The organism is Streptomyces sp. NPDC019531 (assembly GCF_044903305.1).
Classification (GTDB): Bacteria; Actinomycetota; Actinomycetes; order Streptomycetales; family Streptomycetaceae; genus Streptomyces.
Map to the genome: position 1 here is coordinate 144,376 of NZ_JBJDQL010000014.1, position 25,891 is coordinate 170,266.

Below are 25,891 nucleotides of genomic sequence, written 5' to 3' on the forward strand. Positions count from 1 at the left end.
CGGCTCCCGATCCCCGGGCCCGTCCTACTCCGGTTCCCAGGCCTTGAGCAGGTCGAAGAGACGACGGTCGCCGTCGAGCTCCAGGGAGTCCGCCGGAATGCGGCCGTACAGGGTGAGGACCAGTTCACCGGCCGTGCCCCGCGCGGAAGCGTCGGCCGTGGTGGCGGCCGACGCGCCGGGCGCGGGCGGGCGGGTGACCCGTGCGCCGGCGGCGGAGAGCAAGAGGCGCCAGGAGCGGCCTTCGGCGGCGTGGAAGTCGAGGACGGCGGGCTCGTGCGGCCAGGCGCTCGTCGTCGCGCAGCAGGTGGTCAGGAACTCGTCGACACCGTCGAGGGCGACGTCGTCCGGCAGCGACTGCGGCGCGCCTACGGCGAGTTGGGCGTCGTAGGTGTGTGTCGCGGCCTCCTGGACCTGGTGCCGGGCGACGGCTCCGCAGGTCTGCGACGACTGCGAGTCGCCCCACCATGTCCAGCATCCGCGGTCCGGACCGGCCTCGCGCAGCGACTCCAGCAACGCCTGCGTCGACGCGGCCGACCAGGTCAGCAGGGCCTCGCGCTCCCGGGGCGCGGCCAGGGCGGTCTCCGCGTCGGCTACGACCGCGGGAGCGTCGGCAGGTCCCGCGGCCGTGGTGGCAGCCCAGCGGCGGTGCACCCCGCCCAGGTGCTGCACCAGATCGAACAGCGTCCACTCGGGGCAGGTCGGCACCTGTACGTCGAGGCTGGGTGCGGAGGCGACCGTGGCGCGGAAGACGGTCGATCGCTCGCCGATCAGCCGCAGCAGATCTGGGTAGTGCGGTGTGTTTTCCACCCGGGATGTCTACCACCGTGCTCCGACGACCGGACAGCGGGGGGGGCTTGGGTCGGGCGCCAGTCGCTCCGGCGTGAGCGGTCAGGCTGGGGTGTGTGGTCGGCTGTCCTGCGACGTGGAGCGGGCCGCCTCGTCCTGGACGAGCAGGGAGAGCAGCGATGCCACGGTCAGGCCTGCCTCGGCCGGGTGGCGCAGGACCTGGCCCTGCTCGATGCGGTAGGTGTTGGTCCGGCCCTCCCGTACGTGCGAGAGGTATCCGTCCTGCTCCAGATCGGAAATGATCTTCTGGACGGCGCGTTCGGTGAGCCGGCAGTGCGCGGCGATGTCGCGGATCCGGGCGCTGTGGTTGTCTGCGATCGCGGCCAGCACTCGCGCGTGATTGGTGACGAACGTCCATCCGGTGTGTGACTCGGGCACTCCATCCATGGGAGGAGTCTACGAGCAGACATTCACGCATTCAAAAACCCGAACCAAATTTCATGTATTGGTTGACGTACATGGGTCGGCAAGGGGAATCTGAGGAGCGGAGGCAGCCGAGCACACTAGGAGAGGGCCATGCCGGAACCTGCGCACTCGGCGCAACCCCTCGCCACCCAGGACATCGGTCCGCCGTGTCTGGCGACGATCAAGTCCGTGGCGGCCGGCGACCGGGTGAACGTCACCTGCCGCGGCGAGTTCGACGTCGGGGCCCAACGGCTCCAGCCCGAGCTCCACGCCGTCCTCGGCCGCTCGGCCACCGGAGTGGACCTGGAACTGGACGGGGTCCGATTCTGCGACTGCGGCGGCCTCAACGTCCTGCTGAGCCTGCGCCGGGAGGCGCTCGACCAGGGCAAGACGGTCACCGTCCGGACGTGCAGCCCGTCCGTCGGACGACTGCTCGACCTGACCGGCGCCCGGGAGTTGTTCATGGCGGAGGATTCCGGCGGTTCCGAAGGTCGTGACTCCTCGGCCGCGCAGGACGAGTCCACCGGCCCGGACACGCCTCCAGGCCCGGACACGCACACCGGCCCGGACACCGACACCGACCCCGACGATCGGAGCCGCCCCGTGGACGTCAACCAGGAGCTGCGCCTGGAGGTCACCCAGCTGCGCCGGGCGATGCGGACCCGGCCGGCCATCGACGTGGCCCGCGGCATCGTGATGGCGTCGTTCGGGCTGAGCTCCGACGACGCCTGGACGGTGCTCGTCTCCGCCTCCCAGAACACCAACACCAAACTGCACCATCTCGCCCAGGATCTGATGGACGCCGTCCACGGAGAACCGGTGCGCGAGGAGGTACGACAGCAGATGGCGGCGGCCGTCGCCAAGGTGCGGGAGACCCCGTTCGTGGCGGACGCCGGGCCGGAGACACAGGAGACTCTGCCCTGAGCCGATCCCGTGAGTCCGAAGCCGCCGACCGGCCCGTCACTCCTGTTGCACCTGTGGGTGGCACGGCACCGTTCACTGCTCGCTGAGTCCGGTTCCCCGCCGCGTACCCGTGGTGCCGCTGCCCCTTGGCTTGACCCTCCTCCTGGTGGTCTCGCTCGTGTGCGGGGTCGCCCTGGGCCGTCGGTGGGGCCGCGCAGGCCATGGTGCGCAACGCCCTCGCCGATCCGTTCGTGCTCGGCATCTCCTCCGGCGCCGTGGTGGGCGCCAATGCCGTCATCCTGCCCGGCGCGTTCGAAGGACTCGGGGTGTGTGGGCGCTGTCGGTGCCGGCGTTCGCCTCCGCCCTCGCGGCGATGGTGCTGGTCCATGCCGTGGCCCGCTCACCGCACGGACTCACGCCGCTAGGCCTTGTCCTCACCGGTACGGCACTGGCGTACGGCTTCGAGGCGGTCACCACCGTGACGGTGTTCGGGGCGGCCCGGGGCGAGGCGGCCCGCTCGGCGATGTGCAATCCGCCGGCGATCGCCCGGCCGGGGGCCTATCCGCGCTCGGTGTCCTGACCGAATGCCTCAAGGATCCGCTCGGCGGCGAGCGTCGCCGTCAACCGGCCTTCCCGGACCCGCTGTTCGAGATCCGGGGCGAGGGACCGTACGGCCGGGTGGGAGTGCAGGCGGCCGAGGAGCTCGTCCCGGACCATCGCCCAGGCCCAACCGACCTGCTGGTCCCGCCGCTTGGCGGTGAGCCTCCCGGTGGAGTCGAGGAGCGTCCGGTGCTGCTCAAGGCGCTCCCACACCACGTCAAGGCCGGTCGACTCCCGGGCGCTGCAACTCAGCACCGGAGGAGCCCAGTAGGCGTCCTTGCCGTGCATGAGCCGCAGGGCGCCCGCCAGTTCACGTGCGGCCGCCTGGGCGTCGCGTGCGTGCGGGCCGTCCGCCTTGTTGACCGCGATCACGTCGGCCAGCTCCAGAACCCCCTTCTTGATGCCCTGGAGCTGGTCGCCGGTACGGGCCAGGCTCAGCAGCAGGAAGGAGTCGACCATGTCGGCGACCGCGGTCTCCGACTGCCCGACACCGACGGTCTCGACCAGGATCACGTCGTAGCCGGCGGCCTCCATCACGACCATCGACTCCCGGGTCGCCTTCGCCACCCCGCCGAGCGTGCCCGCGCTGGGGGAGGGCCGTACGAAGGCGGCCGGGTCGACGGCCAGGCGTTCCATCCGGGTCTTGTCGCCGAGGATCGAGCCGCCGGTACGGCTGGAGGACGGGTCCACGGCGAGCACGGCCACCCGGCGCCCCAGCGAGGTCAGCATCGTGCCGAACGCGTCGATGAACGTCGACTTCCCCACGCCCGGCACACCACTGACGCCGATCCGCCGCGCCCGGCCGCTGTGCGGAAGCAGCTCGGTGAGCAACTCCTGTGCCAGCGACCGGTGTCGGGGATGGGTGGACTCGACGAGCGTGATCGCGCGGGCCACGATCGCCCGCTTCCCGTCGAGTACGCCCTTCACATACGCGTCGAGATCGATCACTGCCCGTGCCCGAGGTCGGCCGACAGACGCTCCACCAGGTCGTACGCCGCGTCCGGGATCACCGTCCCCGGCGGGAACACGGCCGCCGCGCCCATCTCCAGGAGGGTCGGCACGTCCTGCGGCGGGATCACCCCGCCCACCACGATCATGATGTCCTCCCGGCCCTCCTCGGCCAGCGCCTCGCGCAGGGCCGGTACGAGGGTGAGGTGCCCTGCGGCCAGGGACGAGACGCCGACGATGTGGACGTCCGCCTCGACGGCCTGGCGGGCCACCTCGCCCGGGGTCTGGAACAGCGGGCCGACGTCGACGTCGAAGCCGAGGTCGGCGAAGGCGGTGGCGATCACCTTCTGGCCGCGGTCGTGGCCGTCCTGGCCCATCTTGGCGACCAGGATGCGCGGCCGACGGCCCTCGGCCTCCTCGAAGGCGTCCACCAGCGCGCGGGTGCGGTCCACGTTCTCCGACTCCCCTGCCTCGTTGCGGTACACGCCGGAGATCGTACGGATCTGGCTCGCGTGCCGGCCGTAGACCTTCTCCAGGGCATCGGAGATCTCGCCGACGGTGGCCTTGGCGCGGGCCGCGTGGACGGCCAGCTCCAGCAGGTTGCCCTCGCCGTCGGCCGCCCGGGTCAGCGCGTCCAGCGCGTCCCGGCAGGCGGTCTCGTCCCGCTCCGCGCGCAGCCGCCGCAGCTTCTCGATCTGCTGGGCACGCACCGAGGAGTTGTCGACCTTGAGGACCTCGATCGCCTCGTCGGTCTCCACCCGGTACTTGTTGACGCCGATCACGGGCTGGCGTCCGGAGTCGATGCGGGCCTGGGTGCGGGCCGCGGCCTCCTCGATGCGCAGCTTGGGGATTCCGGCGTCGATCGCCTTGGCCATGCCGCCCGCCGCCTCCACCTCCTGGATGTGCTGCCAGGCCCTGCGGGCGAGGTCGTACGTCAGTTTCTCCACGTACGCGCTGCCGCCCCACGGGTCGATGACCCGGGTGGTGCCGGACTCCTGCTGGATCAGCAGCTGGGTGTTGCGGGCGATGCGCGCCGAGAAGTCGGTGGGCAACGCCAGTGCCTCGTCGAGGGCGTTGGTGTGCAGCGACTGGGTGTGGCCCTGCGTCGCCGCCATCGCCTCGACACAGGTGCGCGTCACGTTGTTGAACACGTCCTGCGCGGTCAGCGACCAGCCGGAGGTCTGCGAATGGGTGCGCAGGGACAGGGACTTGGGGTTCTGCGGGTCGAACTGCCGGACCAGCTTCGCCCACAGCAGGCGGGCCGCACGCAGCTTGGCGATCTCCATGAAGAAGTTCATGCCGATCGCCCAGAAGAAGGAGAGCCGGGGCGCGAACGCGTCCACGTCCAGGCCGACTTCACGGCCCGCGCGGATGTACTCGACACCGTCCGCCAGCGTGTACGCCAGCTCCAGGTCGGCCGTCGCGCCCGCCTCCTGGATGTGATACCCGGAGATGGAGATGGAGTTGTAGCGGGGCATCCGCTGCGAGGTGTAGGCGAAGATGTCGGAGATGATCCGCATCGACGGCTTCGGCGGATAGATGTAGGTGTTGCGGACCATGAACTCCTTGAGGATGTCGTTCTGGATGGTCCCGGCCAGCTTCTCGGGCGGTACGCCCTGTTCCTCCGCCGCCACGATGTACAGCGCCAGCACCGGCAGCACGGCGCCGTTCATCGTCATCGACACGGACATCCTGTCCAGCGGGATGCCGTCGAAGAGCTGGCGCATGTCGAGGATCGAGTCGATGGCCACGCCCGCCATGCCGACGTCACCGGTCACCCGCGGGTGGTCGCTGTCGTAACCGCGGTGCGTGGGCAGGTCGAAGGCGACCGACAGGCCCTTCTGGCCGGCCGCCAGATTGCGCCGGTAGAAGGCGTTGGACTCCTCGGCGGTGGAGAAGCCCGCGTACTGGCGGATCGTCCAGGGCTGGTTGACGTACATCGTCGGGTAGGGGCCGCGCAGATACGGGGCCACCCCCGGGTACGTCTCCAGGAAGTCCAGGCCCTCCAGGTCGGCGCCGGTGTAGAGCGGCTTGACCTCGATGCCCTCGGGGGTCTCCCAGACCGGCTCGGCCCCCTGCGTGGCGTCCTTCACGGCCGTGCGCCACTCGTCGGCGCCGCCGGCGGTGGTCGGGGTCCCCAGCTCGATCCCGGTGAAGTCGGGGATGGAAGGGCCAGCGGGGGCGGTCATCAGGACACTCCCATGCGGTCGAGGGTGGCGGTGAGCACGGCGACCGCGTCGCAGCCCGCGAAGACGTAGGAGTCCACTCCGGAGTACTGCCCGGGGCGCCCGGCGACGAACACATGCTGTGCGCCTGCCGACTTGAGGGTCCTCACGACGTCGTCGGCCTGTTCCTCGTACAGCGCGTCGCTGGAGCACAGGCAGACCTCGGTGGCGCCGCTCTCCTCGAAGGTGCCCTCGGTGACGGGCTCCACGCCGCCGGCCTGGAAGAGGTTGGCGGCGAACGTCGTGCGCGCGGTGTGGGCGGCGGCGGGGCCGATCGCGGCCAGGAAGACCCGCGGCCGGGACCCGGTCGCCGCGAGGTGGGCGTCGGAACGGGCACGCAGGGCCTCGAAAGCCTCGTCGCGCCGGACGCGGGGCAGCCCGCCCGACCTCGGCTCGGGAGCGGAGGCCCGCTCCACGGGCTTCTCACCGAGGTACGGGAACTCGCTTACGCCGGTGATGGGTTCACGGCGCTTGGCGAGTCGCTTGGATCGCTCCGCCCAGGTCGTCGCCAGGTCCGTGCGGAGCCGGCCGGAGCGCAGGACGGCCGCCTGGCCGCCGTCGCGCTCGATCGTCCGGAAGAACCGCCAGGCGGCCTCGGCGAGTTCGTCGGTGAGCCGCTCCACGTACCAGGACCCGCCCGCCGGGTCGATCACCCGGGACAGGTGCGACTCCTCGACCAGGACCGTCGAGGTGTTGCGTGCGATACGGCGCGCGAACGCGTCGGGCAGGCCGAGCGCGTGGTCGAAGGGCAGCACCGTGACGGCCTCCGCGCCGCCGACCCCGGCGGCGAGCGTGGCGATCGTCGCGCGCAGCATGTTCACCCACGGGTCACGACGGGTCATCATCACCGGCGACACCACGGCGTGCTGCGCCTGCGCACCGGCACCGGGCGCCCCACACACCTCGGCCACCCGCGCCCACAGTCGGCGGGCCGCCCGCAGCTTGGCGATCGTCAGGAACTGGTCGGCCGTCGCCGCGTACCGGAACTCCAGCTGCGCACAGGCCTGTTCGACACTCAGGCCGGCTCCGGTCAGGTCCCGCAGATAGGCGACACCGGTCGCGATCGAGGAGCCCAGCTCCTGCGCGGCCGACCCGCCCGCCTCGTGGTACGGCAGCGCGTCCACGATCAGCGCCCGCAGCCCCGGGTACTCCTCGGCGCACCGCCGCGCGAGCGGGACGACCGGCGCGAAGTCCAATGCCTCACCCGTACGCGCCTCGTGGCCGAGCGGGTCGGCACCGAGGTTGCCGCGCGCGGCCTTGCCGTCGATGCCGCGATCGTCGTAGAGGCGCAGCAACTCGCTTGCGGCGGGCCCGAATTGGCTGCCCGCGTCGAGGACGACGGGCGCGAGGTCGAGGTAGACGCCGTCGAGGACCTTGCCCAGCGACCCGACCGGGATGCCGCCCTCGCCCGCGACCAGCCAGAGCGAGGTGACGCCGTTCTCCAGGTCCGTGAGCACGGCGGTGTCGTCGGCGACCGAGTGCCGCTGCCGTACGTCCCAGCCGCCGGTGGTGTTCCCCTCGGCGCGGGCTCCGCGGACGAAGGGGGCGAAGCCGGGGAAGCCGGGGTCGGGTGCGGCGTCGTGCGCGGTGTACAGGGGGCGGGTGCGCAGCCCGTCCTCAAGCGCGGTGGACAGAGCGTCCTCAGCTGCCGTGCCGGAGACTTCCTTGCCCGACTTGCGCAGGACACCGGCCACCAGGCCGTGCCACTGTTCAAGATTCGCGTCAGGGAACTCGGCGGCCAGCGAGAGCCCGTCGTCAGGCAGGACCGTCATGCTCGGAGGCTAGTCCAGACCCCCGAAGCAGCAGCAGAGGGCACGGCTGTGACCTTGCCCGCAACAAGACTGTGACCCCGGTCTCCCGCTCCCGGGATGTGCACCGAGCAGGCACCAGAATGGGGCGTATGGACGCCGACGTACAGACCTACATCGACGGGATCGCCCCCGAGCACCGTCCGCTCTTCGACCGGGTGCACCGGCTGATCCTGCGGGCGTACCCCGATGCGGACGTCGTGCTGTCCTACGGGATGCCCACGTACCGGGTCGGCGACCGCAGGCTGCACGTGGGTGTGTGGCGGCACGGGATCTCGGTCTACGGCTGGGACAAGGACGCGGGCGCGGACCTCCTCTCCCGTCACCCGGGGCTTCTCGGCGGAAAGGGCACCATCCGGCTGCGCTCCCAGGAGGCACCGGACGTCGGCGACGAGGAGCTGAGTGCCCTCGTCCGTGCCTCGCTGGGACCGGACAGGCGCTAGCTGGGTGGAGCGGTCAGCCGGTCGGTGTAAAGCCGCCTGGTGACCTCGGTCAGGTCGGCGATGAACATGCCGGCGAGTTCGGCGGTGAATCCGGTGCGTACGACGAGACGCAGCACGGAGACGTCCTGGCAGGGGGCGGGGAAGGTGTACGCGGGCAGGTGCCAGCCGCGGGCGCGCATGGCCTGGGAGACGTCGAAGACCGTGAGGCCCTGGATATCGGGCGCCAGGCGGAAGGCGAAGGCGGGGAGTTCGGAGCCGTCCGTGACCAGCTCGTAGGGGGCGATGGACCGGATCCGGGCGGCGAGTGCGCGGGCCGTCGTACGGTTCTGGGCCGCCAGGTTGCGCAGCCCCTCGAAGCCGTACCGCAGGAAGCTGTAGTACTGCGCGACGACATGCGCGCCCGGGCGGGAGAAGTTGAGGGTGAAGCTCGGGGAGCTGCCGCCCAGGTAGTCGACCTCGAAGACCAGGTCGTCGGGCAGGGCCTCGGCGTCGCGCCACAGGGCCCAGCCGAGCCCGGGGAAGACATGGCCGTACTTGTGGCCCGAGGTGTTGATCGACGCGACGCGTTCGAGCTGGAAGTCCCACAGGAGACCCGGGTCCAGGAACGGGGCCACCATGGCACCGGACGCGCCGTCGACATGCACGGGGATGTCGGTGCCGGTCGCGGCCTGGTATCCGTCCAGGGCCAGGCAGACGTCCGCGACGGGCTCGTACGAACCGTCGAACGTGGAGCCGAGGACGGTCACCACACCGACGGTGTTGTCGTCGCAGTAGGCGGTGAGCGTGTCGGGCGTGAGGTGGTAGCGGCCCGGCTCCATCGGGACGTAACGCGGCTCCACCTCGAAGTAGTTGGCGAACTTCTTCCAGCACACCTGGACGTTCGCGCCCATCACCAGGTTCGGCCGCGCGGTGTCCTTGCCCTGGGCGCGGCGCCGGTCCTGCCAGCGGCGCTTGAGCGCGAGCCCGCCCAGCATCGCGGCCTCGCTGGAACCGGTGGTGGAACAGCCGCGGACCTGCTCCGGACGCGGCGCGTGCCAGAGTCGGGCGAGCATCCGCACACAGCGCTCCTCCATTGCCGTGATCTGCGGGTACTCCGCCCGGTCCGCGAGGTTCTTCTCCGCCGTCTCCGCCATCAACTCCCGTGCCTGCGGCTCCATCCACGTGGTCACGAAGGTGGCGAGGTTGAGCCGGGCGTTGCCGTCGAGCATCAGCTCGTCACGCACCCGGCGGCCGACCACGTCGGGCGGCGACATGGACTCGGGCAGCTCGTCGATGGGGAGCAGGAGGGGGTCGGCGGCAGGCCGGCCTCGTTCGGGTGCGGAGGTCAGGGTGTCGAACTCGGTCGTGGGCATGACGTCGGTGTTCGGGATGGGCATGAGTGACTCGATGCCTTTCTGGCTCGTACGGCCCCGTGCGTTCCGACGCTAGATCCCCGCACGGTCCGGCATCTGTGCCGATTACACCGATCCAGTGATCGATTTGCGCACTGATGAACCGGATTTTCCCTTGTACATACTGATGCGGCTCGTGAGCCCCGCGCCGGCCGAGCGCCCGTCTCCGTCGCCGCCTCAGCCGGCGGCCGGAAGGATCATGCAGGTGGTCGTGGCGTGGGCGACGAGCTTGCCGCTCTCGTCCAGCACCTTGCCCTCGGCCGTCGCGGTGCTGCGTCCGGCGTGGATGAGGGTGCCGGTGGCGGTGAGGGTCTGGCCGTCGGTGTGGGCGGAGCGTATGTAGTTGACCTTGAGTTCGAGGGTGGTGTAGCCGACCCCGGCGGGCAGCGTGGAGTGGACGGCGCAGGCCATGACGGCGTCCAGGAGGGTGGCGGCGATACCGCCGTGGACGGTGCCCAGGGGGTTGGCGAAGTCGGGGCGAGTGTCGAGGGACATGACGATACGGCCGTGTTCGACCTCGTCGAAGCGCATGCCGAGCAGGCGGCCGATGCCGGGGCTGTCGGCAGGGCGCGCGGCCACCCGACGCAGAAGTTCCAGGCCGGTCAGGGCAGCGGGGTCGGTGGTCGTCACGTGCGGTCTCCTGTGCGGTGCTGATGTCGTGCGGACAGCGGACTGTGTCGGGGCGACGGGTTCGGAGTGTCGCGAAGGGTGGTCAAGGCCTGGTGTGCGTAAGGGACTTGGTGGTCTCGCGGGCCCCTGCCTGGCGGCGGCGGTGATCACCGGGATGTCTCCATGTCAGGACAGGGCGAGGACGCAGAACTCGTGGCCGTCCGGGTCGGTCAGGCAGGTCCACGGGGCGTCGCCCTGGCCGAGGTCGAGGTCGGTGGCGCCGAGGGTGCGCAGCCGGGCCACCTCCGCCGCCTTGTCGTCACCGGGGTAGGGGAGCAGGTCGAGATGGACGCGGTCCGGCGCGGTCTTCGCGCCGGGCACGCGGAGGAACTCGAGATACGGGCCGACGTCCTTGGCGGAGCGCAACACCGCGTGATCATCGGTCACTTCGCGCAGGGTCCAGTCCAGCGCCTCGCTCCAGAACCGGGCCATGGTCCGCGGATCGGCGCAGTCGACCACGATCGCGGCGATCGGCCCGGTCTCCCGGTACACCTCACGGGGCTCCAGCACACAGAACTCGTTGCCCTCGGGGTCGGCGAGCACCGTCCACGGAACCTCGCCCTGACCCACGTGGGCGGGCGTCGCGCCGAGCGCCTTCAGGCGCGCGACCAGCTCCGTCTGATGGGCTGTGGAGGTGGTGGCGAGATCGAGGTGCACCCGGTTCTTCGCCGCCGACTTGGGCTCCGGGACGGGAACGACGTCGACGCCGACGACGACCGGGTCGGGCCATACGAGGCCGCCGGCGGGTCCGACGTAGGTGGTCGCGCCGGGGCTGTAGGCGCTCCAGCCGAGCGCCTCCGCCCAGAACCGGCCGACCGCCGAGTGATCGAGGGCCTTGATGATCACGTGAACGGGTCGCAGTGCCATGCCGACGATCCTATGCACCACCCGCTCCGCGACGACATCACCGAATCCGGGCCTGAGCTCCGCACGCCGCCCGACGTCGGCCGGACCGGCTGGGATGTCAGCCTGATCCGGTGCGGTGGGCGGCCGGATGATGACACTGTGCTGCTGCATGCCGGCCAGGAGTGTGAGGTGTGGGTGCTGGGGATCTCGCCGCGCCGGTGGTGGGGGCGGTGCCCCGGATTCCGGACGCGGTGGACCGGGCGTACGGGAACGGGGGCCACGGCCACATATGAGTGCGGGCCCGAACAGCGTGCCCGTGGTGACTCCGGGCAACCCGGCGCACTGCCCGACTCGTCTGCCGCTCTGCGTTTCTCCTGCCCGCTGTCCCATGCGCTTGGCGATGCCCCCTCCCGGCGGAACCGGCCCGCGGTCAGGCAAAAGCAGAAGGGCGCCGGACCTTCCCGAGTCGCCGGTCCGGGCCGGTGGTGTTCACCCGGCCGGCCGGCGGGGGAGCAGTGTCACCGCCGCGACGGGAATCGCGGCCAGGATCATCCAGGGCATGTAGGCCGGAAGCCCCGCGTCGAGCAGGGCGCCGGTGGCCGAGCTGCCGATGAGCACGATCAGGCCGGAGACCGAGGAGAGCGCGCCGGTGTAGAGGCCGATCCGGCCCTCTTCGGCGAGGTCGGGAACCCAGGCACGGGCCGCGGGCACGAGCAGCATCTGGCCGACGGTGAGCAGGACGACGTACCCGGCGGCGGGCAGCAGCCCCGTGAGGCCGGTCCGGTCCGCCGGGCGCGCGGCGGCGACGACCACGAATCCGGCCGCGACCAGCAGCAGCCCGGCGACCATGGAACGGCGCAGGTCGAGGTGTGCGCCTGCCCAGTGGGTGACGGGGAGTTGTGCGCAGACGACCAGCAGGGACGACAGGGCGAACAGCCAGGACAAGGCGGTCTGGGAGCCCGTGACCCGCTCCACCTCGGCCGGCAGGGCGAGGTAGAGCTGGTTGTAGGCGAGCAGGTAGCTGCCGTACGCGCAGCACAGGGCGAGGAAGCGGTGGTTGCGCAGCAGGACGTGCAGTCCGCCGTGATCGCGTACCCGTATCCGGCCGGGGATGTGCTGCGGCATCAGCCAGGCGTGCCCGGCGAGGACGAGCATGAAGACCCCCGCCCCGGCCAGACAGGCCGTACGGAAGTCCACGGCCAGCAGCAGTCCGCCGAGCAGCGGGCCGACGAAGGCGCCCGCCTGGCCGGCCGCGGAGAGCAGGGCCAGGACCCGGGTGCGTGAACCGTGTCCCTCCTCCTCCCACACCACCGCCTGACGGGCCACTTCCGACTCTACGGCCGGGGAGAACAGCGCGGCGGCGAAGCCGATCAGCAGCACGCAGCCGATCACGGCCCAGGTGGCCTCCGCGTATCCGAGCCATCCGAACCCGGCGACCCGCAGCGCACATCCGGTCAGGACGACCGGCCGCACGCCGTACCGGTCGACAAGCCAGCCTCCGACCACGAACAGGCCCTGCTGGCTGAAGGTCCTCAGGCCCAGCACGAAGCCGACCATCCAGCCCGCCATGCCGATCGCCGTGCCGAGATGTTCGGCGAGGAACGGCAGTACGGCGAAGAAGCCGATGTTGAAGGCGAGTTGGGTCAGGATCAGCAGCCGCAGGAGCGGGGAGAGGTGCTTCCAGGTGCGTGCGCGGGGGGACTTGGGCGGGGTGGTCCGGCGGCGGGAGAACAGCTCGGTCATCAGGGGATCTGGTCCGGTCAGGGGGCGTCGGTGGGTGAGGAGGTCAGTGCGGCGGGCCGGGGTTGCGGCGGTACCGGCGACGCGACCGGGTTCGGCTCAACGGGCCGTGGGTCAGGGAGCGTTGGTCGTCGCCGGGGCAGCCGTACACCGCCCGCTGCCGTCACCGCCAGCGCACCCAGCAGGGCGAGGACGGCGGCGGGGGCCAGTACGGCCCACGGGGCGCGCTCCACGTACGGCTGGTTCTCGGCGAGCAGCAGGCCCCACTCGGGGGACGGGGGCTGGGAGCCGAGGCCGAGGAAGCCGAGCGCGGCCAGGCTCAGCGCGACGCCGGGCAGCCGGAGCAGGGCGTGCCGGACGACGGGCGGCAGGACGGCGGGGAGCAGCTCGTGCCGGAGCAGGTGCCAGGGGCCGGCGCCGAGGGCGCGGGTCGCGGTCAGATGGAGGGTCGCGCGTTCCTGCCGTAGGAGGGAGGACGTGTGTGTGGCCAGCGGCGACCAGGCGACGACGGCCACGGCGAGCGCCGGTGTCCAGGGGCCGCTGCCCGCGATGCCGGTGACGAGGAGGGCGGCCAGCACGGGCGGTACGGCGTTGACGGTGTCGACCAGCGGTCCGGACAGCCGGGGCAGCAGACCCAGCAGGATGCCGGTCACCAGGACGACGGCGCTGACCGCGAGAGCCAGGCCCAGGGTGCTGAGCGCGCCGTGCGCGATCCGCGCCAGCACGTCCCGGCCGAGCGAGTCGGTGCCGAACGGGTGCGCGGCGGAGGGGGCTTGGAGCCGGGCGGTGGTGTCCAGGGCGAGCGGGTCGCGGGGCAGGCCGAGCGCGATGACGGCGGTGAGCAGGAGGCCGTAGAGGAGAGGTACGACGCGTGCCGCGGGCGGGGCCGGGCGGTGCAGGGAGTGCAGGGCGCCGTCGCGCAGGGCCGGGCCGATCAGCCGGCGCCCGCCGAGCCGGGCCAGCAGGGTGGCCGCCGCAGCGAGCAGGACGAGCGCGAGCGTGCCGGTCTGCAGGACGGGCAGATCCTGGGCGAGGGCGGCGCGCAGGGTGAGCCGGCCGAGGCCCGGGATGTCGAAGATCTGCTCGACGGCGACCGAACCGCCGGTCAGACCGACCACGAAAAGGCCCAGGTTGGGCAGCAGCGCGGGCACACCGCGGCGCAGCGCCTGCCGGGCCACGGACTTCGGAGCGACACCCCGCGCGGCGGCGGCCAGTGCCCACGGCTCGGCGAACGCGGCGGGCAGCAGGTCGTCCAGCATCCGCCCGAGCACCGCCCCCGCGGGCAGGCCGAGGGCGAGCGAGGGCAGGAGCATCCACTGCGGGCCGTACCAGCCGAGGGCCGGCAGCCAGCCCAGCTGAACGCCGACGACGGACGCCAGTACGGAGGCGACGAGGAACTCGGGCAGCGCGGCCAGCACCGCGGAGCCGGTGCCATCGGGGCCGCGCCCGCCGAGGCGGCGCCGGGAGCCGAGCCACAGGGTGCGGGCGCACACCGCGCCGACCGTGAGCAGGGCGACGGCGATCGCCCCGGCCATCAGCAGCAGGGACACCCCGAGGGCCTGTGCGGCGGTCGGCAGGACCTCGGTGTCCGACACCCAGGACCGTCCGGCGTCCCCGCGCAGCAGTCCGCCCAGCCAGCGTCCGAGCAGTACCAACGGGCCGTCGGACAGGCCGAGTTGCTCGCGGATCGCGCGCAGTGTCTCCGGGGTCGGGGCCCGTTCCGCCGAGCGGGCCTTGAGCACGGTCAGCGCGGGGTCGGTGCGCGACAGCCAGGGCAGCAGACCGATCCCGCACACCAGGGCGGCCGTGAGCAGGCCCCGCCACAGCAGGGTGGGTACGCCGCCCCGCGCGAAGGTGCGCAGGGCGGCGGTGACGCCGTTCTCTCCGGATGCAGTCGTGGGCTTCAGGACCGGGTCCCGATGCCGACGAAGTCCCGCTCGTACGGGTCCAGCAGGGCGCCCTGGACGGATGCGCCGATGCCCGTGACGATCTTCAGGTGGACCAGGGGGATCACGGCGTCCGCGCCGAGGATCGCCGCCTCCGCCTTCATCGCCGCGTCCTGCCGCTTGGCGGGGTCGGACTCCGCCTGGGCGGTGGTGACCAGCTTGTCCACGTTCCGGTCGCACAGGAACGACAGGTTGTAGGAGCCGTCACAGGTGTAGTCACTGGCGAGGACGGTGACCGGGTCGCCGGTGTCCAGCATCATGTTGCGGGAGACCACGGCCGCGTCGAACTTCTTGGCCAGCAGGTCGCTTTCGAGCCGCGCGTAGGTGCGCACCTCCAGCTTCACGGTGAACCCGGCCTTCTCCAGCTGCTGTTGGAGCACCTGGGCGGTCTCGGCCAGCTCGGGCCGGTCGTTGTAGGTGGCGATGGTGATGCTCTTGCTCTGGGGATCGGCGGCCTTCGCCCGGCCGGTCGGCTCGGTCCGCTTGCCGGCCGCCCAGGTCAGGGCCGGGCCGTAGAGGCCCTTGGCGGGCTCGGCATATCCCTCGAACACGCCTTTGGCGACGGCGGAGGTGTCGATCGCCTCACGTGCGGCGGCCCGCAGGCCGGCATCCTTGAACTCACCGGCCTGGGTGTTGAGATACAGACTGGTGATCCGGGCGGTGTTGATCTCGTGGGCGGTGCCCTTGTCCAGCGAGGCGACCTGCGCGACGGGGAGGGACTCGGCGATGTCCACGTCTCCCGTGCGCAGAGCGTTGGCGCGGGCGGTGCCGTCCGACACGAACTTCGCGTCGATGCCGGACGCCTGGGCGCGGCCGCCCCAGTAGTCGTCGAAGCGGTCCAGGGTGGCCGCCGTGTCACCGGTGATCCTGGTGAGTTCGAAGGGGCCGGTGGCGGTGCCGACCGGGTTCACCTTGCCGTCCTTGCCGTACGCCTCGGGGGAGAAGACCGCCAGGCTCGGGTTGGTCAGCCGCAGCGGCAGCACCGGATCGGCGTCCTCGGTCGTGACCTTGACCTGGTCGTCGCCGACGGCCTCGGCGGTCAGCTGCACGCCGGAGAGGGCGGCGGGGGCGGGGTCGGCCTCGGCGGCGTGGGTCAGCGCGTCGGCGACGGCCTTCGCGGTGACCTCGCCGCCGTCCTGGAACGTGGCGTCCCGCAGGGTGAACACCCAGCTCCTGCCGCCCTGTTCGCTGCTCCACGACTCGGCGAGCGCGGGCACGGCGGTGCCGTTGGCGTCGAGGTGGGTCAGCCCCTCGGCGACGCCGAGCCGCGAGAGGCCGAAGGCGTCCTGTCCGTACGGGGAGTAGTTCTCCGCGGGCGGGAAGGCGAGCGCGACGCTGATCCGTCCGCCCTCGCCGGAGCCTGAGGAGCCGGAGGACGAGTCGTCGCCGGAGGAGGAGAAGCAGCCGGCGAGCAGCGGGGTGAGCAGGAGGCCGGCTGTCAGCCGCGGGCGGGGAGTTCTCATGGTCCTCGTTCTGTCTTTCGGCGTGCTTTCGGCATGGGCGGGCGTCGCAGCTTATGAAAATGGTTTCCGTTTTAGCAAGGGGCTCGGGTGAAGGGGATCTCGAAGTGCACGACGCCGCTGCCGTCTCCCGGCACCTCTTCGCGTTCGTGGAACACCGCTTTGCCCAGGTTCGCCCAGAGGTTCATCGCTCCGGGGGAGTGCGGGTACGTGTGCAAGTACACAGCGCGGTAGTCGCCGTCTTCCCGTGCGAACTCCAGTAGTCCTGCGACCAGTTGTCGGGCCAGCCCGCGCCGCCGGTGCTCCGGGCGCACGTACACCCGGCGCAGCTGTGCCGTCCTGCCGGACGGGTATCGCTCGGCCAGCCACCGCGGGTTCGGCGGATGCGCGGGCCCCCGCGCGTCCAGCGCCGCCGTGGCCGCCACCGTCCCGTCCCGCTCGTCCACCGCGACCAGCAGGGTGTGCCGGGGCGGGGCGACGTAGAACGACTCCGGATCGATGATGTCCGCGTGCCAGTGCGGCACGTATCCGGTGCCGAAGTCGCGGTACACGGCGTCGAGCATCACGGCGCGGGCGCCGTCGAGGTCGGCGGTCGTGGCGGTCTTTATGCGATAGCCATGCACCTGCGAATCATATGCAAAAGCTTCTGCGGGGCGGGGCGGTGGGCGGCAAGGGGTCGCGCGGCATGCTTGCCAGCCGCTCGCCCGGCGCCACGGCGCTCCCACATCTACGAAACGGTCTCGATCCGGGCCGTCTCTTGGGCATCGAGGCCGGTCGGGCAATCATGAGGCCATGCGCCGCCCGCTCCGCCTCCCCGCCCCCGAGTGGTTCACCGCCGACGATTCGACCCTGAACGTCGCGCTCGTGTACCCGATGCAGGGGCCTGCCGGGATCTTCGGTCCCACCTGCGAGGCATGCGCGCGGCTCGCCGCCGAGGAGGTCAACAAGGCGGGCGGGGTCCTGGGAAAGGAGTTGCGGCTCCTGGAGGTCGATGGTGGCGGCGAGCCGCGGGCGGTGGCACGGGACGTGGAGGCGCTGGTGGCGACGGGAGCCGTGCACGGCGTGACCGGCTGGCACATCTCGTCCGTCCGTGAGGCCGTCGCACCACGGGTCGCCCATCGGGTGCCGTACGTCTACACGGCGCTGTACGAGGGTGGTGAGCGCACCGAGGGCGTCTTCATGACCAGCGAGACCCCCGACTGGCAGCTGCTGCCCGCCATGCGACTGCTCGCCGAGACACGCGGAGTGCGCCGGTGGTTCGTCGTCGGGAACAACTACGTCTGGCCCCGGCGCACGGCCAGGGCGGCAAGGCGCTATGCCCGCGCCTGCGAAAACGGGCGGGTCTGCGGAGAGGCGTACCTCCCACTGGGCACAGAGGACTTCCTGGACGCGCTGCGGAGGATCGAGCACACGGACGCGGACGGTGTGCTGATGCTGCTGGTCGGCAGTGACGCCGTCCGCTTCAACCGTGCCTTCGCCGCGGCCGGGCTCGACCAGCGGTGTCTGCGGCTGAGCACGCTGATGGACGAGAACATGCTGATGGCCAGCGGCCCCGAGGCCACCGGCGATCTCTTCAGCACGGCCGGGTTCTTCGCGTCACTGGCCAACCAGGACACGCTTGACTTCCACGGGCAGTACGCCGCCCGCTACGGGATCGAAGCGCCCGCCCCGGGCAGCCTCGGCGAGTCCTGCTACGAAGGCGTACTGCTGCTGGCCGCGCTCATAGAACGGGCCCGCACTCTCGACGTCTCCGCGATCGGAGCCGCGGCGGAAGCGGTCTCGTACGAGGGACCGCGTGGCCTGCTCCATCTGCGGGACCGGCATGTGCGTCAGCGCATCTACCTTGCCGAGGCGGACGGCCTCGACTTCAACGTGCTTGCCCAACTGAGCGCTCCGCACGACCTGTTGTGACTCGTGCGGAGCCTGTCGAGGTCCGGCCCTGAGCTGTTGCGTCGCCGTCGAGAGCATCGGCGAGACGGTCCAGAAGGACTTCCAGGCGCTCCCCGTCGTCCAGTACGAGCGCGGCGTCCAACCTCGCCCAGTCGGCGCGCACTTCACGCACCAGCAACTGCCACCGCTGCGTGCCCCGCGGGGTGAGATGGGCGAGGACACGGCGCCGGTCGGCGGGGTCGACCCGGCGGAAGACCAGGTTCTGGTCGACGAGTTGGTCGATCAGCTTGGTGAGGCTCGGCGCCGGCAGGAAGGCGTGGTCGGCCAGGGCCGTCATGTTGTGGCCCTGTCCGTCCGAGAGCAGGTCGAGGACACGCCATGCCTCCACCGAGCAGTCGAACTCGTCCAGCACGGACCGCACTCGGCGTACGGAGAGACGCTCGGCCCGCGTCAGCAGGTGGAGCAGTTCCTGGGGTCGCCTCGCCATCGCACTCCTCCGCTCGCAGCCTCGACCCCTCGTGCCGGGGCTGTCAGGAGCCTACCTCCGGTCACTTCATCCCTGACAAGGGGAACCAGAAAACTGATCCTTTCCCCGGGAAGCATTAATTTCCACGACTGTGATGCCGTCAACGACGCATCTCCCGTGGTTACTTTCTTCGCTTGGCCCGCATTTTTACTTTCGTTGGAAACTATCCTTCAATTGCGTCGAAACTCAGTGGAAACAGTTTCCTCGCAGGCTGTGGACGCACTTCAGCGACCAGCCCGGACGTCACCCCGGAACGGCTGGGGATCCGTGCGTCAACGCCGCCGTTTCTGAAGCGCGTCCCATCCATTCCCTCCCCAGGCCCTTCGGGCCCTCCCGCTCTCTTCGCATCGCCCTTCGGGGCAAGGAGGTTGTGCATGTCCGGGCTCAGCATCAGCAGACGTGGCCTGTTGGCCGGGATATCGGCCGCCGGCGCGTCCGCCGCCCTCAGCGCGTGCGGCGCCAAGACGGGCAGCGACACGGCGTCCGGCTCCGGCGTAACGGCGGACACCTCCGGCAGCACGGTCAAGGTCGGTCTGCTCAACTCGTTGTCGGGCACGATGGCCATCAGTGAAGTCACGGTCCGCAACTCGCTGCTGCTCGCCATCAAGGAGATCAACGCGGCAGGGGGCGTCCTGGGCAAGAAGCTCAAGCCCATCAGCCAGGACGGCGCCTCCGACTGGCCGACCTTCGCCGAGAAGGCCGAGGCCCTGATCAAGGACGACAAGGTCGCGGCCACCTTCGGCTGTTGGACCTCGGCCAGCCGAAAGGCCGTCAAGCCGGTCTTCGAGCGGTACAAGTCGCTGCTCTTCTACCCCGTTCAGTACGAGGGCCTGGAGGAGTCGCCGTACATCTTCTACATCGGCGCGACCACCAACCAGCAGATCGTTCCGGCGCTCGACTACCTGAAGAAGCAGGGCCTGACCAAGCTCTACCTGGTCGGCAGCGACTACGTCTTCCCGCGCACCGCCAACAAGATCATCAAGGCGTACGCGAAGGCCAAGGGCATGCAGGTGGTCGGCGAGGACTACGCGCCGCTCGGTTCCACGGAGTTCAGCACGATCGTCAACAAGGTGAAGGACTCCGGCGCGGACGCAGTGTTCAACACCCTCAACGGCGACAGCAATGTGGCCTTCTTCAAGGAGTACAAGTCCTCCGGGATGACCGCGAAGAGCATGCCGGTGCTGTCGGTCTCCATCGCGGAGGAGGAGGTCAAGAGCATCGGAACGCAGTACCTGGAAGGTCAGTTGACCGCCTGGAACTACTACGAGACCACTCCGGGCGCGGCGAACGAGAAGTTCGTGGCGGCGTACCAGGCCGCCTACGGCAAGGACAAGCCGACGTCCGACCCGATGGAGGCCGCCTACATCTCCGTGTACCTGTGGAAGGAGATGGTCGAGAAAGCGGGCTCCTTCGACGTCGCAAAGGTCAAGGCAGCCTCCGACGGCATCACCTTCGACGCCCCCGAGGGCAAGGTCACCGTCGACGGCGCCTCCCAGCACGTCTACAAGACGGCCCGGATCGGCAAGGTCTCATCCGACGGCCTCATCGAGGAGGTCTGGAACTCGGGCAGGCCGATCAAGCCGGACCCGTTCCTGAAGGGCTACTCCTGGGCCTCCGGCCTCTCCTGAGCCCGGCCCAGCCCCTCGCGGACCGACCCGGCCTTCTCATCGGGCCGGGTCCGTCCGGCGCCCGCACCCCCGTCCCCGACCCGGAGCCGCTTCATGACGGTCATCCTCAACCAGTCCTTCACCGGCATCAGCATCGGTGCGGTACTCCTGCTCATCGCGCTCGGCCTGACCCTGACCTTCGGGCAGATGGGCGTGATCAACATGGCGCACGGCGAGTTCATCATGGCCGGCGCCTACACCACGTACGTCCTGCAGAAGTCGATCAGCGGTGCCGGGATCTCGCTGCTCGTCGGCCTGCCCGTGGCCTTCCTTGTCGCCGGCACCATGGGAGCGCTGCTGGAGTGGCTGCTCATCCGGCGTCTGTACACGCGGCCGCTGGACACGCTGCTGGTCACCTGGGGTGTCTCCCTGATGCTCCAGCAGCTGGCACGGGACGTCTTCGGCGCCCCCAACGTGCAGAGCAGCGCCCCGGACCTGCTCGCCGGCAATGTCTCGATCGGGGGCGGCATCACCCTCGCCAACAGCCGTCTGTTCATCCTCGGCCTCGCCCTGCTCTGCGTCCTCGGGCTCACCCTCGTCCTGCGGTTCACCCCGCTCGGCCGGCGCATCCGGGCCGTCGTACAGAACCGCGACCTCGCCGAGGTCTCCGGTATCGCGACCGGACAGGTCGACCGGATCACCTTTTTCATCGGCTCGGGCCTCGCGGGCGTGGCCGGTGTCGCGCTCACCCTGGTCGGCCCGATCGGACCGACGATGGGCACCAACTACATCGTCGACGCCTTCCTGGTCGTGGTCGTCGGCGGCATCGGCCAACTCAAGGGCAGCGTCATCACGGCGTTCGCACTCGGCGTGCTGCAGTCGGTCCTCGAGTACTCGACGACGGTCAGCGTCGCGAAGGTCGTCGTGCTCGTGGCGATCGTCGCCTTCCTGCAGTGGCGACCCCAGGGCCTGTACATACTGCGCACCCGGAGCCTGGCATGACGACCACGACCACGACCCCCACCACCGTGACCCCGCCCTCCGCCTCTCTGCGCGAACGCTTCCGCGTTCCGGGGGGCTTCGCCCTCGGGGCGATCCTCCTGCTCGGCATCGCCCCGCTCGTGCTCTCCGACTTCCGCCTCTCCCTGCTGGCCAAGTACCTCTGCTACGCGATGGTCGCCGTCGGAGTCAGCCTGGCCTGGGGCCGCGGCGGACTGCTCGTGCTGGGCCAGGGAGTCTTCTTCGGCCTCGGCGGCTACGCCATGGCCATGCACCTCAAGCTCAACGACGCCGCCGCGGCCCCGGGCGGCGGCCCGGGCGCACTGCCCGACTTCATGCAGCTGTACGGCTCCGGGGGCGGCCTCCCCTGGTGGTGGAAGCCCTTCGCCAACCCGGCCTTCGCGCTCGCCATGACCGTGCTGCTGCCCATGGCGGTCGCCGCGGTGCTCGGCTTCTTCGTCTTCCGCCGCCGGGTCAAGGGCGCCTACTTCGCGATCCTCAGCCAGGCGACGGCGGCCGCCCTGTCCATCTGGCTGATCGGCCAACAGGCCACCACCGGCGGCACCAACGGACTCACCGACATCCAGGGCTTCTTCGGCTACTCGCTGGACGACCCGGTCAACCAGCGGACGGTGTACTTCATCATCGCCGCCGTCCTGCTCCTGCTGATGGCTCTGGCCCGCCAGCTGTTCGTCAGCCGGTACGGCGAACTCCTCGTCGCCGTACGGGACTCCGAGGAACGGGTCCGCTTCCTCGGCTACGACCCGGCGAACGTCAAGCTCGTGGCCTACGTCGTCGCCGCGGGCACGGCGGGCCTGGCCGGCGCGCTGTTCGTGCCGGCTGTCGGGATCATCTCCCCGGCGCTGATCGGGATCGTGCCGTCCATCGGCTTCGTCATCGGTGCCGCGGTAGGTGGACGGGCCTCGCTGGTGGGCGCGGTGCTCGGAGCGATCGCCGTGGCCTGGGCACAGAGCACCCTGTCGGACGCCTTCCCCGCCGTCTGGACCTACTTCCAGGGGCTGCTGTTCATCGTGGCCGTGGGTTTCCTGCCCGGCGGTCTGGCCTCACTGGTCACCGTCGTCCGCAACCGCCGTACCCCTACCACCCGTTCCGGAGAGACAGCATGAGCGGCGAGGGACTGATCATCCGCGACCTGCGCGTCACGTTCGACGGCTTCAAGGCCGTCGACGGTGTCGACCTGGACATCCGCCCCGGCGACCTGCGCTTCCTCATCGGTCCGAACGGAGCCGGCAAGACCACGCTGGTCGACGCGGTCACCGGGCTGGTGAGGTCCACGGGTTCGGTCCGCTTCGGTGACCAGGAGCTCCATGGCAGGCCCGTGCACCGGATCGCCCGCCTCGGCATCGGCCGGACGTTCCAGACCGCCACCGTCTTCGAGCAACTGACGGTTCTGCAGAACCTCGACATCGCGGCGGGCGCGGGGAGGGGAGTGATGACGATGCTCCGCCGCCGCAAGGGCATTCCCGAGCCGGTGACGAGGGCGCTGGAGACCACCGGCCTGACGGATCTGCGCGACCGCCCGGCGGGAGTCCTCGCGCACGGCCAGAAGCAGTGGCTGGAAATCGGCATGCTGCTCGTCCAGGACGTGAAGCTGCTGCTGCTCGACGAACCCGTCGCCGGCATGAGCCACGACGAACGCGAGGCCACCGGCGAACTGCTCCAGCGGGTGAGCGAGGACCACACGGTCGTCGTCATCGAACACGACATGGACTTCATGCGCTCCTTCGCCCGCAGCGTGAGCGTCCTGCACGCCGGCAAGGTCCTCAGCGAGGGCACGGTCGCCGAGGTCCAGGCCGACCCGAAGGTCCAGGAGGTCTACCTGGGCCGCGCCTCCGAACCCGATCCCGCCCCCGTACGTGTCGCCGAGGAGGCGTGATCCCCATGCTGGAGTTGAGCAACGTCCGTGCGGGCTACGACCGCACCACCGTGCTGCACGACGTGACCGTCGCGGTCCCCGAGGACGGCGTCGCGGCCGTCCTCGGTCACAACGGCGCCGGCAAGAGCACGCTTCTGCGCGCGGTCATGGGCCTGATCAAGCCGAGGAGCGGCACCGTCCTGCTGGACGGCGAGGACATCACCCGTCTCGCCCCGCACCAGCGCGTGGCCCGAGGCATGGGGTACGTTCCGCAGGGCCAGCAGTCCTTCCCGCACCTGACCACCGCCGAGAACCTCCAACTCGTGGCGGACGGACGCGCGGACGGCAAGGAGGCGATCGCCGAGGCGCTGGACCTCTTTCCCGTTCTGCGTGAACTCTCCGGCCGCCGCGCCGGGTTGCTCTCCGGCGGCCAGCGCCAGCAACTGGCCATCGCCCGGGCCCTGGTGACCCGCCCTCGGCTCCTGCTGCTCGACGAGCCGACCGAGGGCATCCAGCCCTCCGTCGTAGCCGAGATCGAGGAAACGATCCTCGCCCTCGCCCGACGCGGCGGACTCTCCGTCCTCCTCGTCGAGCAGCACGTCGGATTCGCCATGCGCGCCGCCCAGCGCTACTACGTACTCGAAGCGGGCCGAGTGACCTCGTCCGGCGAAGGAGGAACGGGCGCGGAGCAGACGGTACGAGCCGCGCTCAGCGTGTGAGACCTCGACCCGGACGTCACGAGGGCGTCCTCCTGGAGCGGAGAGGAAGGTCGCGCCAGGTGGACGCGGTCTTGGCCATGCACGCGACACGCGGTACGGTCTGTCCGATATCGACGACGGCGAGACGGAAGCCGGTGGGAATCCGGCACGGTCGCGCCACTGTGTGCCACCGCCCCGCGAGGGACGGTGGCGAGTCAGACCCGTGGCCGTCGTCCTGTGCACCACCGAGTTGGGACGCGAACTCCCAGAGGAGGCACCTGCCATGGCGCAGCATGTCGCTCAGCCGACCGCCACCACCCCCGTCGTACCCGCCAAGCTGCCGCTGAAGGACATTGCCCCCTGGGCGGTCTTCTTCGGCGTCCTGATGCTGGTCCTGCTGTACTTCGTCGGCGCCGAGCAGGGTGCCACCTCCGTGGTCAACGGCGCGGACGTGCACGAGTGGGTGCACGACGCCCGCCACCTTCTCGGCTTCCCCTGCCACTGACCCGAGGGACGCCGCACACTCATGAACTCCGCAACGGTGAGAAACCTGCTCGTCCGTGGCATGCTCGCCGGCCTCGGCGCGGGCGTGCTGGCCCTGATCGCGGCCTATTTCCTCGGTGAACCCAGCGTCGACAGCGCCATCGGCTTCGAGGAGGCGCACGCTCCCGCCCACGAGCACGAGGTCGAACTCGTCTCCCGCTCCCTGCAGTCCACCGCCGGCCTTGCCACCGGTGTCCTGATCTACGGGGTCGCCTTCGGTGGCATCGCCGCCCTCGCCTTCTGCTTCGCGCTGGGCCGCGTGGGCCGTTTCTCCCCGCGGGCCACGGCCCTGCTGCTGTCGGGCACCGCGCTGCTCGCCGTCTACGTCGTGCCGTTCCTGAAGTACCCGGCCAGCCCGCCGTCGGTCGGTGACCCCGACACCATCGGCAAGCGCACCACCCTCTACTTCCTGATGATGGTGCTCAGCGTGCTCCTGGCGGTCGCCGCCACCATCCTCGGCAAGCGGCTCGCGCCCCGTCTGGGCACGTGGTGGGCGACGGTCGTCGCGGTCGCCGCCTTCGCCGCGGTGATCGGTCTGGCGTACCAGTTCCTGCCGGTCGTCAACGAGGTCCCGGCGGACTTCCCGGCCACTCTGCTGTGGCGGTTCCGGCTCTCCGCGCTGGCCATCCAGGCTGTGCTGTGGGGCGGATTCGGCCTGGCCTTCGGCGAGTTGGCCGAGCGGCTGCTGCACCCGAAGCCGGCGACGGTTTCCGCGGGCACGGCGGTGGCCGCCCGCCAGTGACATGACCGATACGACGAGAGGGCCCGCGGAACCATCCGCGGGCCCTCTCGCGTGCTCCGGGCAGCGACGACGCCGAGTGCGGTGAGGAGGGGGAGAGCAGAGTGACCGGAGCGCCCGCGTGCGGGTGCTCGGGCAGCAGCTGAGCGGACCGAGCAGCTCCTGGAGCCCCTGCGACTCGGCATCATGATCCTCAGGCGTCGGGTTCGGCCGCGTCCAGCGGGTGCCCGAGCCGCATGTTCCACCGGCCGCTCCGGCCGCTGACCGAAGTGGCCGTCAGCGGCGGCACGTCGAGCCGCCAGAACGCCGCATGGGGAGCCGCCAACACGTGGACCACCGCGGCCCGCACGATCTCCGGCTCGACCACGGCGAGCGTACGGCCGTCCGTGTCCAGTGACGTCTCCAGCCAGCGAGCCACGCGGGCGCACAGGTCCCGCACGGACTCTCCGCCGTGGGGCGCGGACGAGGGGTCCGTGAGCCACTGGGCCACCGCCTCCGGCTCACCGCCGTTGACCTCGTCGAGGCTCCGGCCCCGCCAGCGCCCCACGTCCAGCCCGGCCAACTCCTCGGCCTCCGCTCCGTCGAGGCCGAGCGCGGTCGCCGTCTCCCGGCAGCGCACACTCGGAGAGACGACCACACACGTGGCCGGACGCAGGGAACCGGCCGCGGCATGGGCACGGGCCTCCCCGTCGACGTCGATGGAGCCTCCGTCGTCGAAGCGGGCCTCGCGCAGCGACAGGCTCATCGCGGGCGAGACGAAGGTGACACGGCTGGTCACTGGAG

24 protein-coding genes, 1 pseudogene and 1 riboswitch are annotated in these 25,891 nt (G+C 70.8%); of the genes and pseudogenes, 11 read left to right on the plus strand and 14 right to left on the minus strand.

The window, feature by feature from the left end; translation table 11 throughout:
• Positions 1-24: 24 nt before the first annotated feature.
• Complete coding sequence (locus ACI2L1_RS19105) at positions 25-807, minus strand: maleylpyruvate isomerase family mycothiol-dependent enzyme (RefSeq protein ID WP_404740497.1); 783 nt, start codon at positions 805-807, stop codon at positions 25-27.
• Positions 808-888: 81 nt separating this feature from the next.
• Entirely contained in the window at positions 889-1,233 is a 345-nt protein-coding gene (locus ACI2L1_RS19110; protein ID WP_404740498.1) for a helix-turn-helix transcriptional regulator, read from the minus strand.
• Between the two features lie 129 nt (positions 1,234-1,362).
• Here ACI2L1_RS19110 and ACI2L1_RS19115 point away from each other — a divergent pair, with 129 nt between their 5' ends.
• Together ACI2L1_RS19115 and ACI2L1_RS19120 are read left to right on the plus strand one after the other, a co-directional pair.
• Positions 1,363-2,175, plus strand: coding sequence for an ANTAR domain-containing protein (locus ACI2L1_RS19115; RefSeq protein WP_404740499.1), 813 nt, complete (start codon positions 1,363-1,365; stop codon positions 2,173-2,175).
• Between the two features lie 176 nt (positions 2,176-2,351).
• Positions 2,352-2,680 (plus strand): annotated as a pseudogene (locus ACI2L1_RS19120) (iron chelate uptake ABC transporter family permease subunit); the annotation flags it as partial.
• A 32-nt stretch (positions 2,681-2,712) separates the two neighbouring features.
• On the opposite strand, the gene meaB reads toward ACI2L1_RS19120, so the two are convergent.
• From meaB to ACI2L1_RS19135, 3 genes are read right to left on the minus strand one after another with little or no spacing between them, the layout of a single operon-like run.
• Entirely contained in the window at positions 2,713-3,702 is a 990-nt protein-coding gene (gene meaB / locus ACI2L1_RS19125; RefSeq protein ID WP_404740500.1) for a methylmalonyl Co-A mutase-associated GTPase MeaB, read from the minus strand.
• On the minus strand, positions 3,699-5,891 hold the full coding sequence (gene scpA / locus ACI2L1_RS19130; protein WP_404740501.1) for a methylmalonyl-CoA mutase: 2,193 nt from the start codon (positions 5,889-5,891) through the stop codon (positions 3,699-3,701). Before scpA ends, meaB begins: the two co-directional genes overlap by 4 nt.
• Complete coding sequence (locus tag ACI2L1_RS19135; RefSeq protein ID WP_404740502.1) at positions 5,891-7,699, minus strand: methylmalonyl-CoA mutase family protein; 1,809 nt, start codon at positions 7,697-7,699, stop codon at positions 5,891-5,893. The genes scpA and ACI2L1_RS19135 overlap by 1 nt, the downstream gene beginning before the upstream one ends.
• A 128-nt stretch (positions 7,700-7,827) precedes the next feature.
• On the opposite strand from ACI2L1_RS19135, the gene ACI2L1_RS19140 reads away from it, so the two are divergent.
• Positions 7,828-8,178, plus strand: coding sequence for an iron chaperone (locus ACI2L1_RS19140; RefSeq protein WP_404740503.1), 351 nt, complete (start codon positions 7,828-7,830; stop codon positions 8,176-8,178).
• On the opposite strand, the gene ACI2L1_RS19145 is transcribed toward ACI2L1_RS19140, so the two are convergent.
• From ACI2L1_RS19145 to ACI2L1_RS19175, 7 genes are all read right to left on the minus strand, one after another.
• A complete protein-coding gene (locus tag ACI2L1_RS19145) occupies positions 8,175-9,554 on the minus strand; it encodes a glutamate decarboxylase (protein WP_404740504.1) in 1,380 nt (459 codons plus the stop codon). The two genes, ACI2L1_RS19140 and ACI2L1_RS19145, sit on opposite strands and share 4 nt — an antisense overlap.
• Before the next feature lie 192 nt (positions 9,555-9,746).
• A complete protein-coding gene (locus tag ACI2L1_RS19150) occupies positions 9,747-10,199 on the minus strand; it encodes a PaaI family thioesterase (protein ID WP_404740505.1) in 453 nt (150 codons plus the stop codon).
• Positions 10,200-10,364: 165 nt separating this feature from the next.
• Positions 10,365-11,105 (minus strand): VOC family protein, encoded by a 741-nt coding sequence (locus ACI2L1_RS19155; protein WP_404740506.1) that lies wholly within the window; start codon positions 11,103-11,105, stop codon positions 10,365-10,367.
• 468 nt (positions 11,106-11,573) lie between these two features.
• Entirely contained in the window at positions 11,574-12,827 is a 1,254-nt protein-coding gene (locus ACI2L1_RS19160) for an MDR family MFS transporter (protein WP_404740507.1), read from the minus strand.
• 17 nt (positions 12,828-12,844) lie between these two features.
• A complete protein-coding gene (locus ACI2L1_RS19165) occupies positions 12,845-14,359 on the minus strand; it encodes an ABC transporter permease subunit (RefSeq protein WP_404740530.1) in 1,515 nt (504 codons plus the stop codon).
• A 368-nt stretch (positions 14,360-14,727) separates the two neighbouring features.
• Positions 14,728-16,233, minus strand: coding sequence for an ABC transporter substrate-binding protein (locus tag ACI2L1_RS19170; RefSeq protein WP_404740508.1), 1,506 nt, complete (start codon positions 16,231-16,233; stop codon positions 14,728-14,730).
• Positions 16,234-16,304: 71 nt separating this feature from the next.
• Positions 16,305-16,853, minus strand: coding sequence for a GNAT family N-acetyltransferase (locus tag ACI2L1_RS19175; protein WP_404740509.1), 549 nt, complete (start codon positions 16,851-16,853; stop codon positions 16,305-16,307).
• A gap of 169 nt (positions 16,854-17,022) precedes the next feature.
• On the opposite strand from ACI2L1_RS19175, the gene ACI2L1_RS19180 reads away from it, so the two are divergent.
• Positions 17,023-18,141, plus strand: a complete 1,119-nt coding sequence (locus tag ACI2L1_RS19180; protein ID WP_404740510.1) for a substrate-binding domain-containing protein — start codon at positions 17,023-17,025, stop codon at positions 18,139-18,141.
• Here ACI2L1_RS19180 and ACI2L1_RS19185 read toward each other — a convergent pair.
• Complete coding sequence (locus ACI2L1_RS19185; protein WP_404740511.1) at positions 18,098-18,607, minus strand: MarR family winged helix-turn-helix transcriptional regulator; 510 nt, start codon at positions 18,605-18,607, stop codon at positions 18,098-18,100. The genes ACI2L1_RS19180 and ACI2L1_RS19185 overlap by 44 nt on opposite strands.
• A gap of 413 nt (positions 18,608-19,020) precedes the next feature.
• Between ACI2L1_RS19185 and urtA the strand changes: the two genes are divergently transcribed.
• The 7 genes from urtA (at position 19,021) to ACI2L1_RS19220 (ending at position 25,111) form a co-directional block, all read left to right on the plus strand.
• A complete protein-coding gene (gene urtA / locus ACI2L1_RS19190; RefSeq protein ID WP_404740512.1) occupies positions 19,021-20,274 on the plus strand; it encodes an urea ABC transporter substrate-binding protein in 1,254 nt (417 codons plus the stop codon).
• Between the two features lie 93 nt (positions 20,275-20,367).
• Entirely contained in the window at positions 20,368-21,255 is an 888-nt protein-coding gene (urtB, locus tag ACI2L1_RS19195; RefSeq protein WP_404740513.1) for an urea ABC transporter permease subunit UrtB, read from the plus strand.
• Positions 21,252-22,379, plus strand: a complete 1,128-nt coding sequence (gene urtC, locus ACI2L1_RS19200; RefSeq protein WP_404740514.1) for an urea ABC transporter permease subunit UrtC — start codon at positions 21,252-21,254, stop codon at positions 22,377-22,379. The genes urtB and urtC overlap by 4 nt, the downstream gene beginning before the upstream one ends.
• Complete coding sequence (gene urtD / locus ACI2L1_RS19205) at positions 22,376-23,149, plus strand: urea ABC transporter ATP-binding protein UrtD (protein ID WP_404740515.1); 774 nt, start codon at positions 22,376-22,378, stop codon at positions 23,147-23,149. Before urtC ends, urtD begins: the two co-directional genes overlap by 4 nt.
• A gap of 5 nt (positions 23,150-23,154) precedes the next feature.
• Entirely contained in the window at positions 23,155-23,847 is a 693-nt protein-coding gene (gene urtE, locus ACI2L1_RS19210) for an urea ABC transporter ATP-binding subunit UrtE (RefSeq protein WP_404740531.1), read from the plus strand.
• 80 nt (positions 23,848-23,927) lie between these two features.
• Positions 23,928-24,072, plus strand: a riboswitch (cobalamin riboswitch).
• A 37-nt stretch (positions 24,073-24,109) separates the two neighbouring features.
• Positions 24,110-24,331 (plus strand): CbtB-domain containing protein, encoded by a 222-nt coding sequence (locus tag ACI2L1_RS19215; RefSeq protein ID WP_404740516.1) that lies wholly within the window; start codon positions 24,110-24,112, stop codon positions 24,329-24,331.
• Between the two features lie 21 nt (positions 24,332-24,352).
• On the plus strand, positions 24,353-25,111 hold the full coding sequence (locus ACI2L1_RS19220) for a CbtA family protein (protein WP_404740517.1): 759 nt from the start codon (positions 24,353-24,355) through the stop codon (positions 25,109-25,111).
• Positions 25,112-25,301: 190 nt separating this feature from the next.
• Here ACI2L1_RS19220 and ACI2L1_RS19225 read toward each other — a convergent pair whose 3' ends face one another.
• Positions 25,302-25,886 (minus strand): histidine phosphatase family protein, encoded by a 585-nt coding sequence (locus ACI2L1_RS19225; RefSeq protein ID WP_404740518.1) that lies wholly within the window; start codon positions 25,884-25,886, stop codon positions 25,302-25,304.
• Positions 25,887-25,891 lie beyond the last annotated feature (5 nt).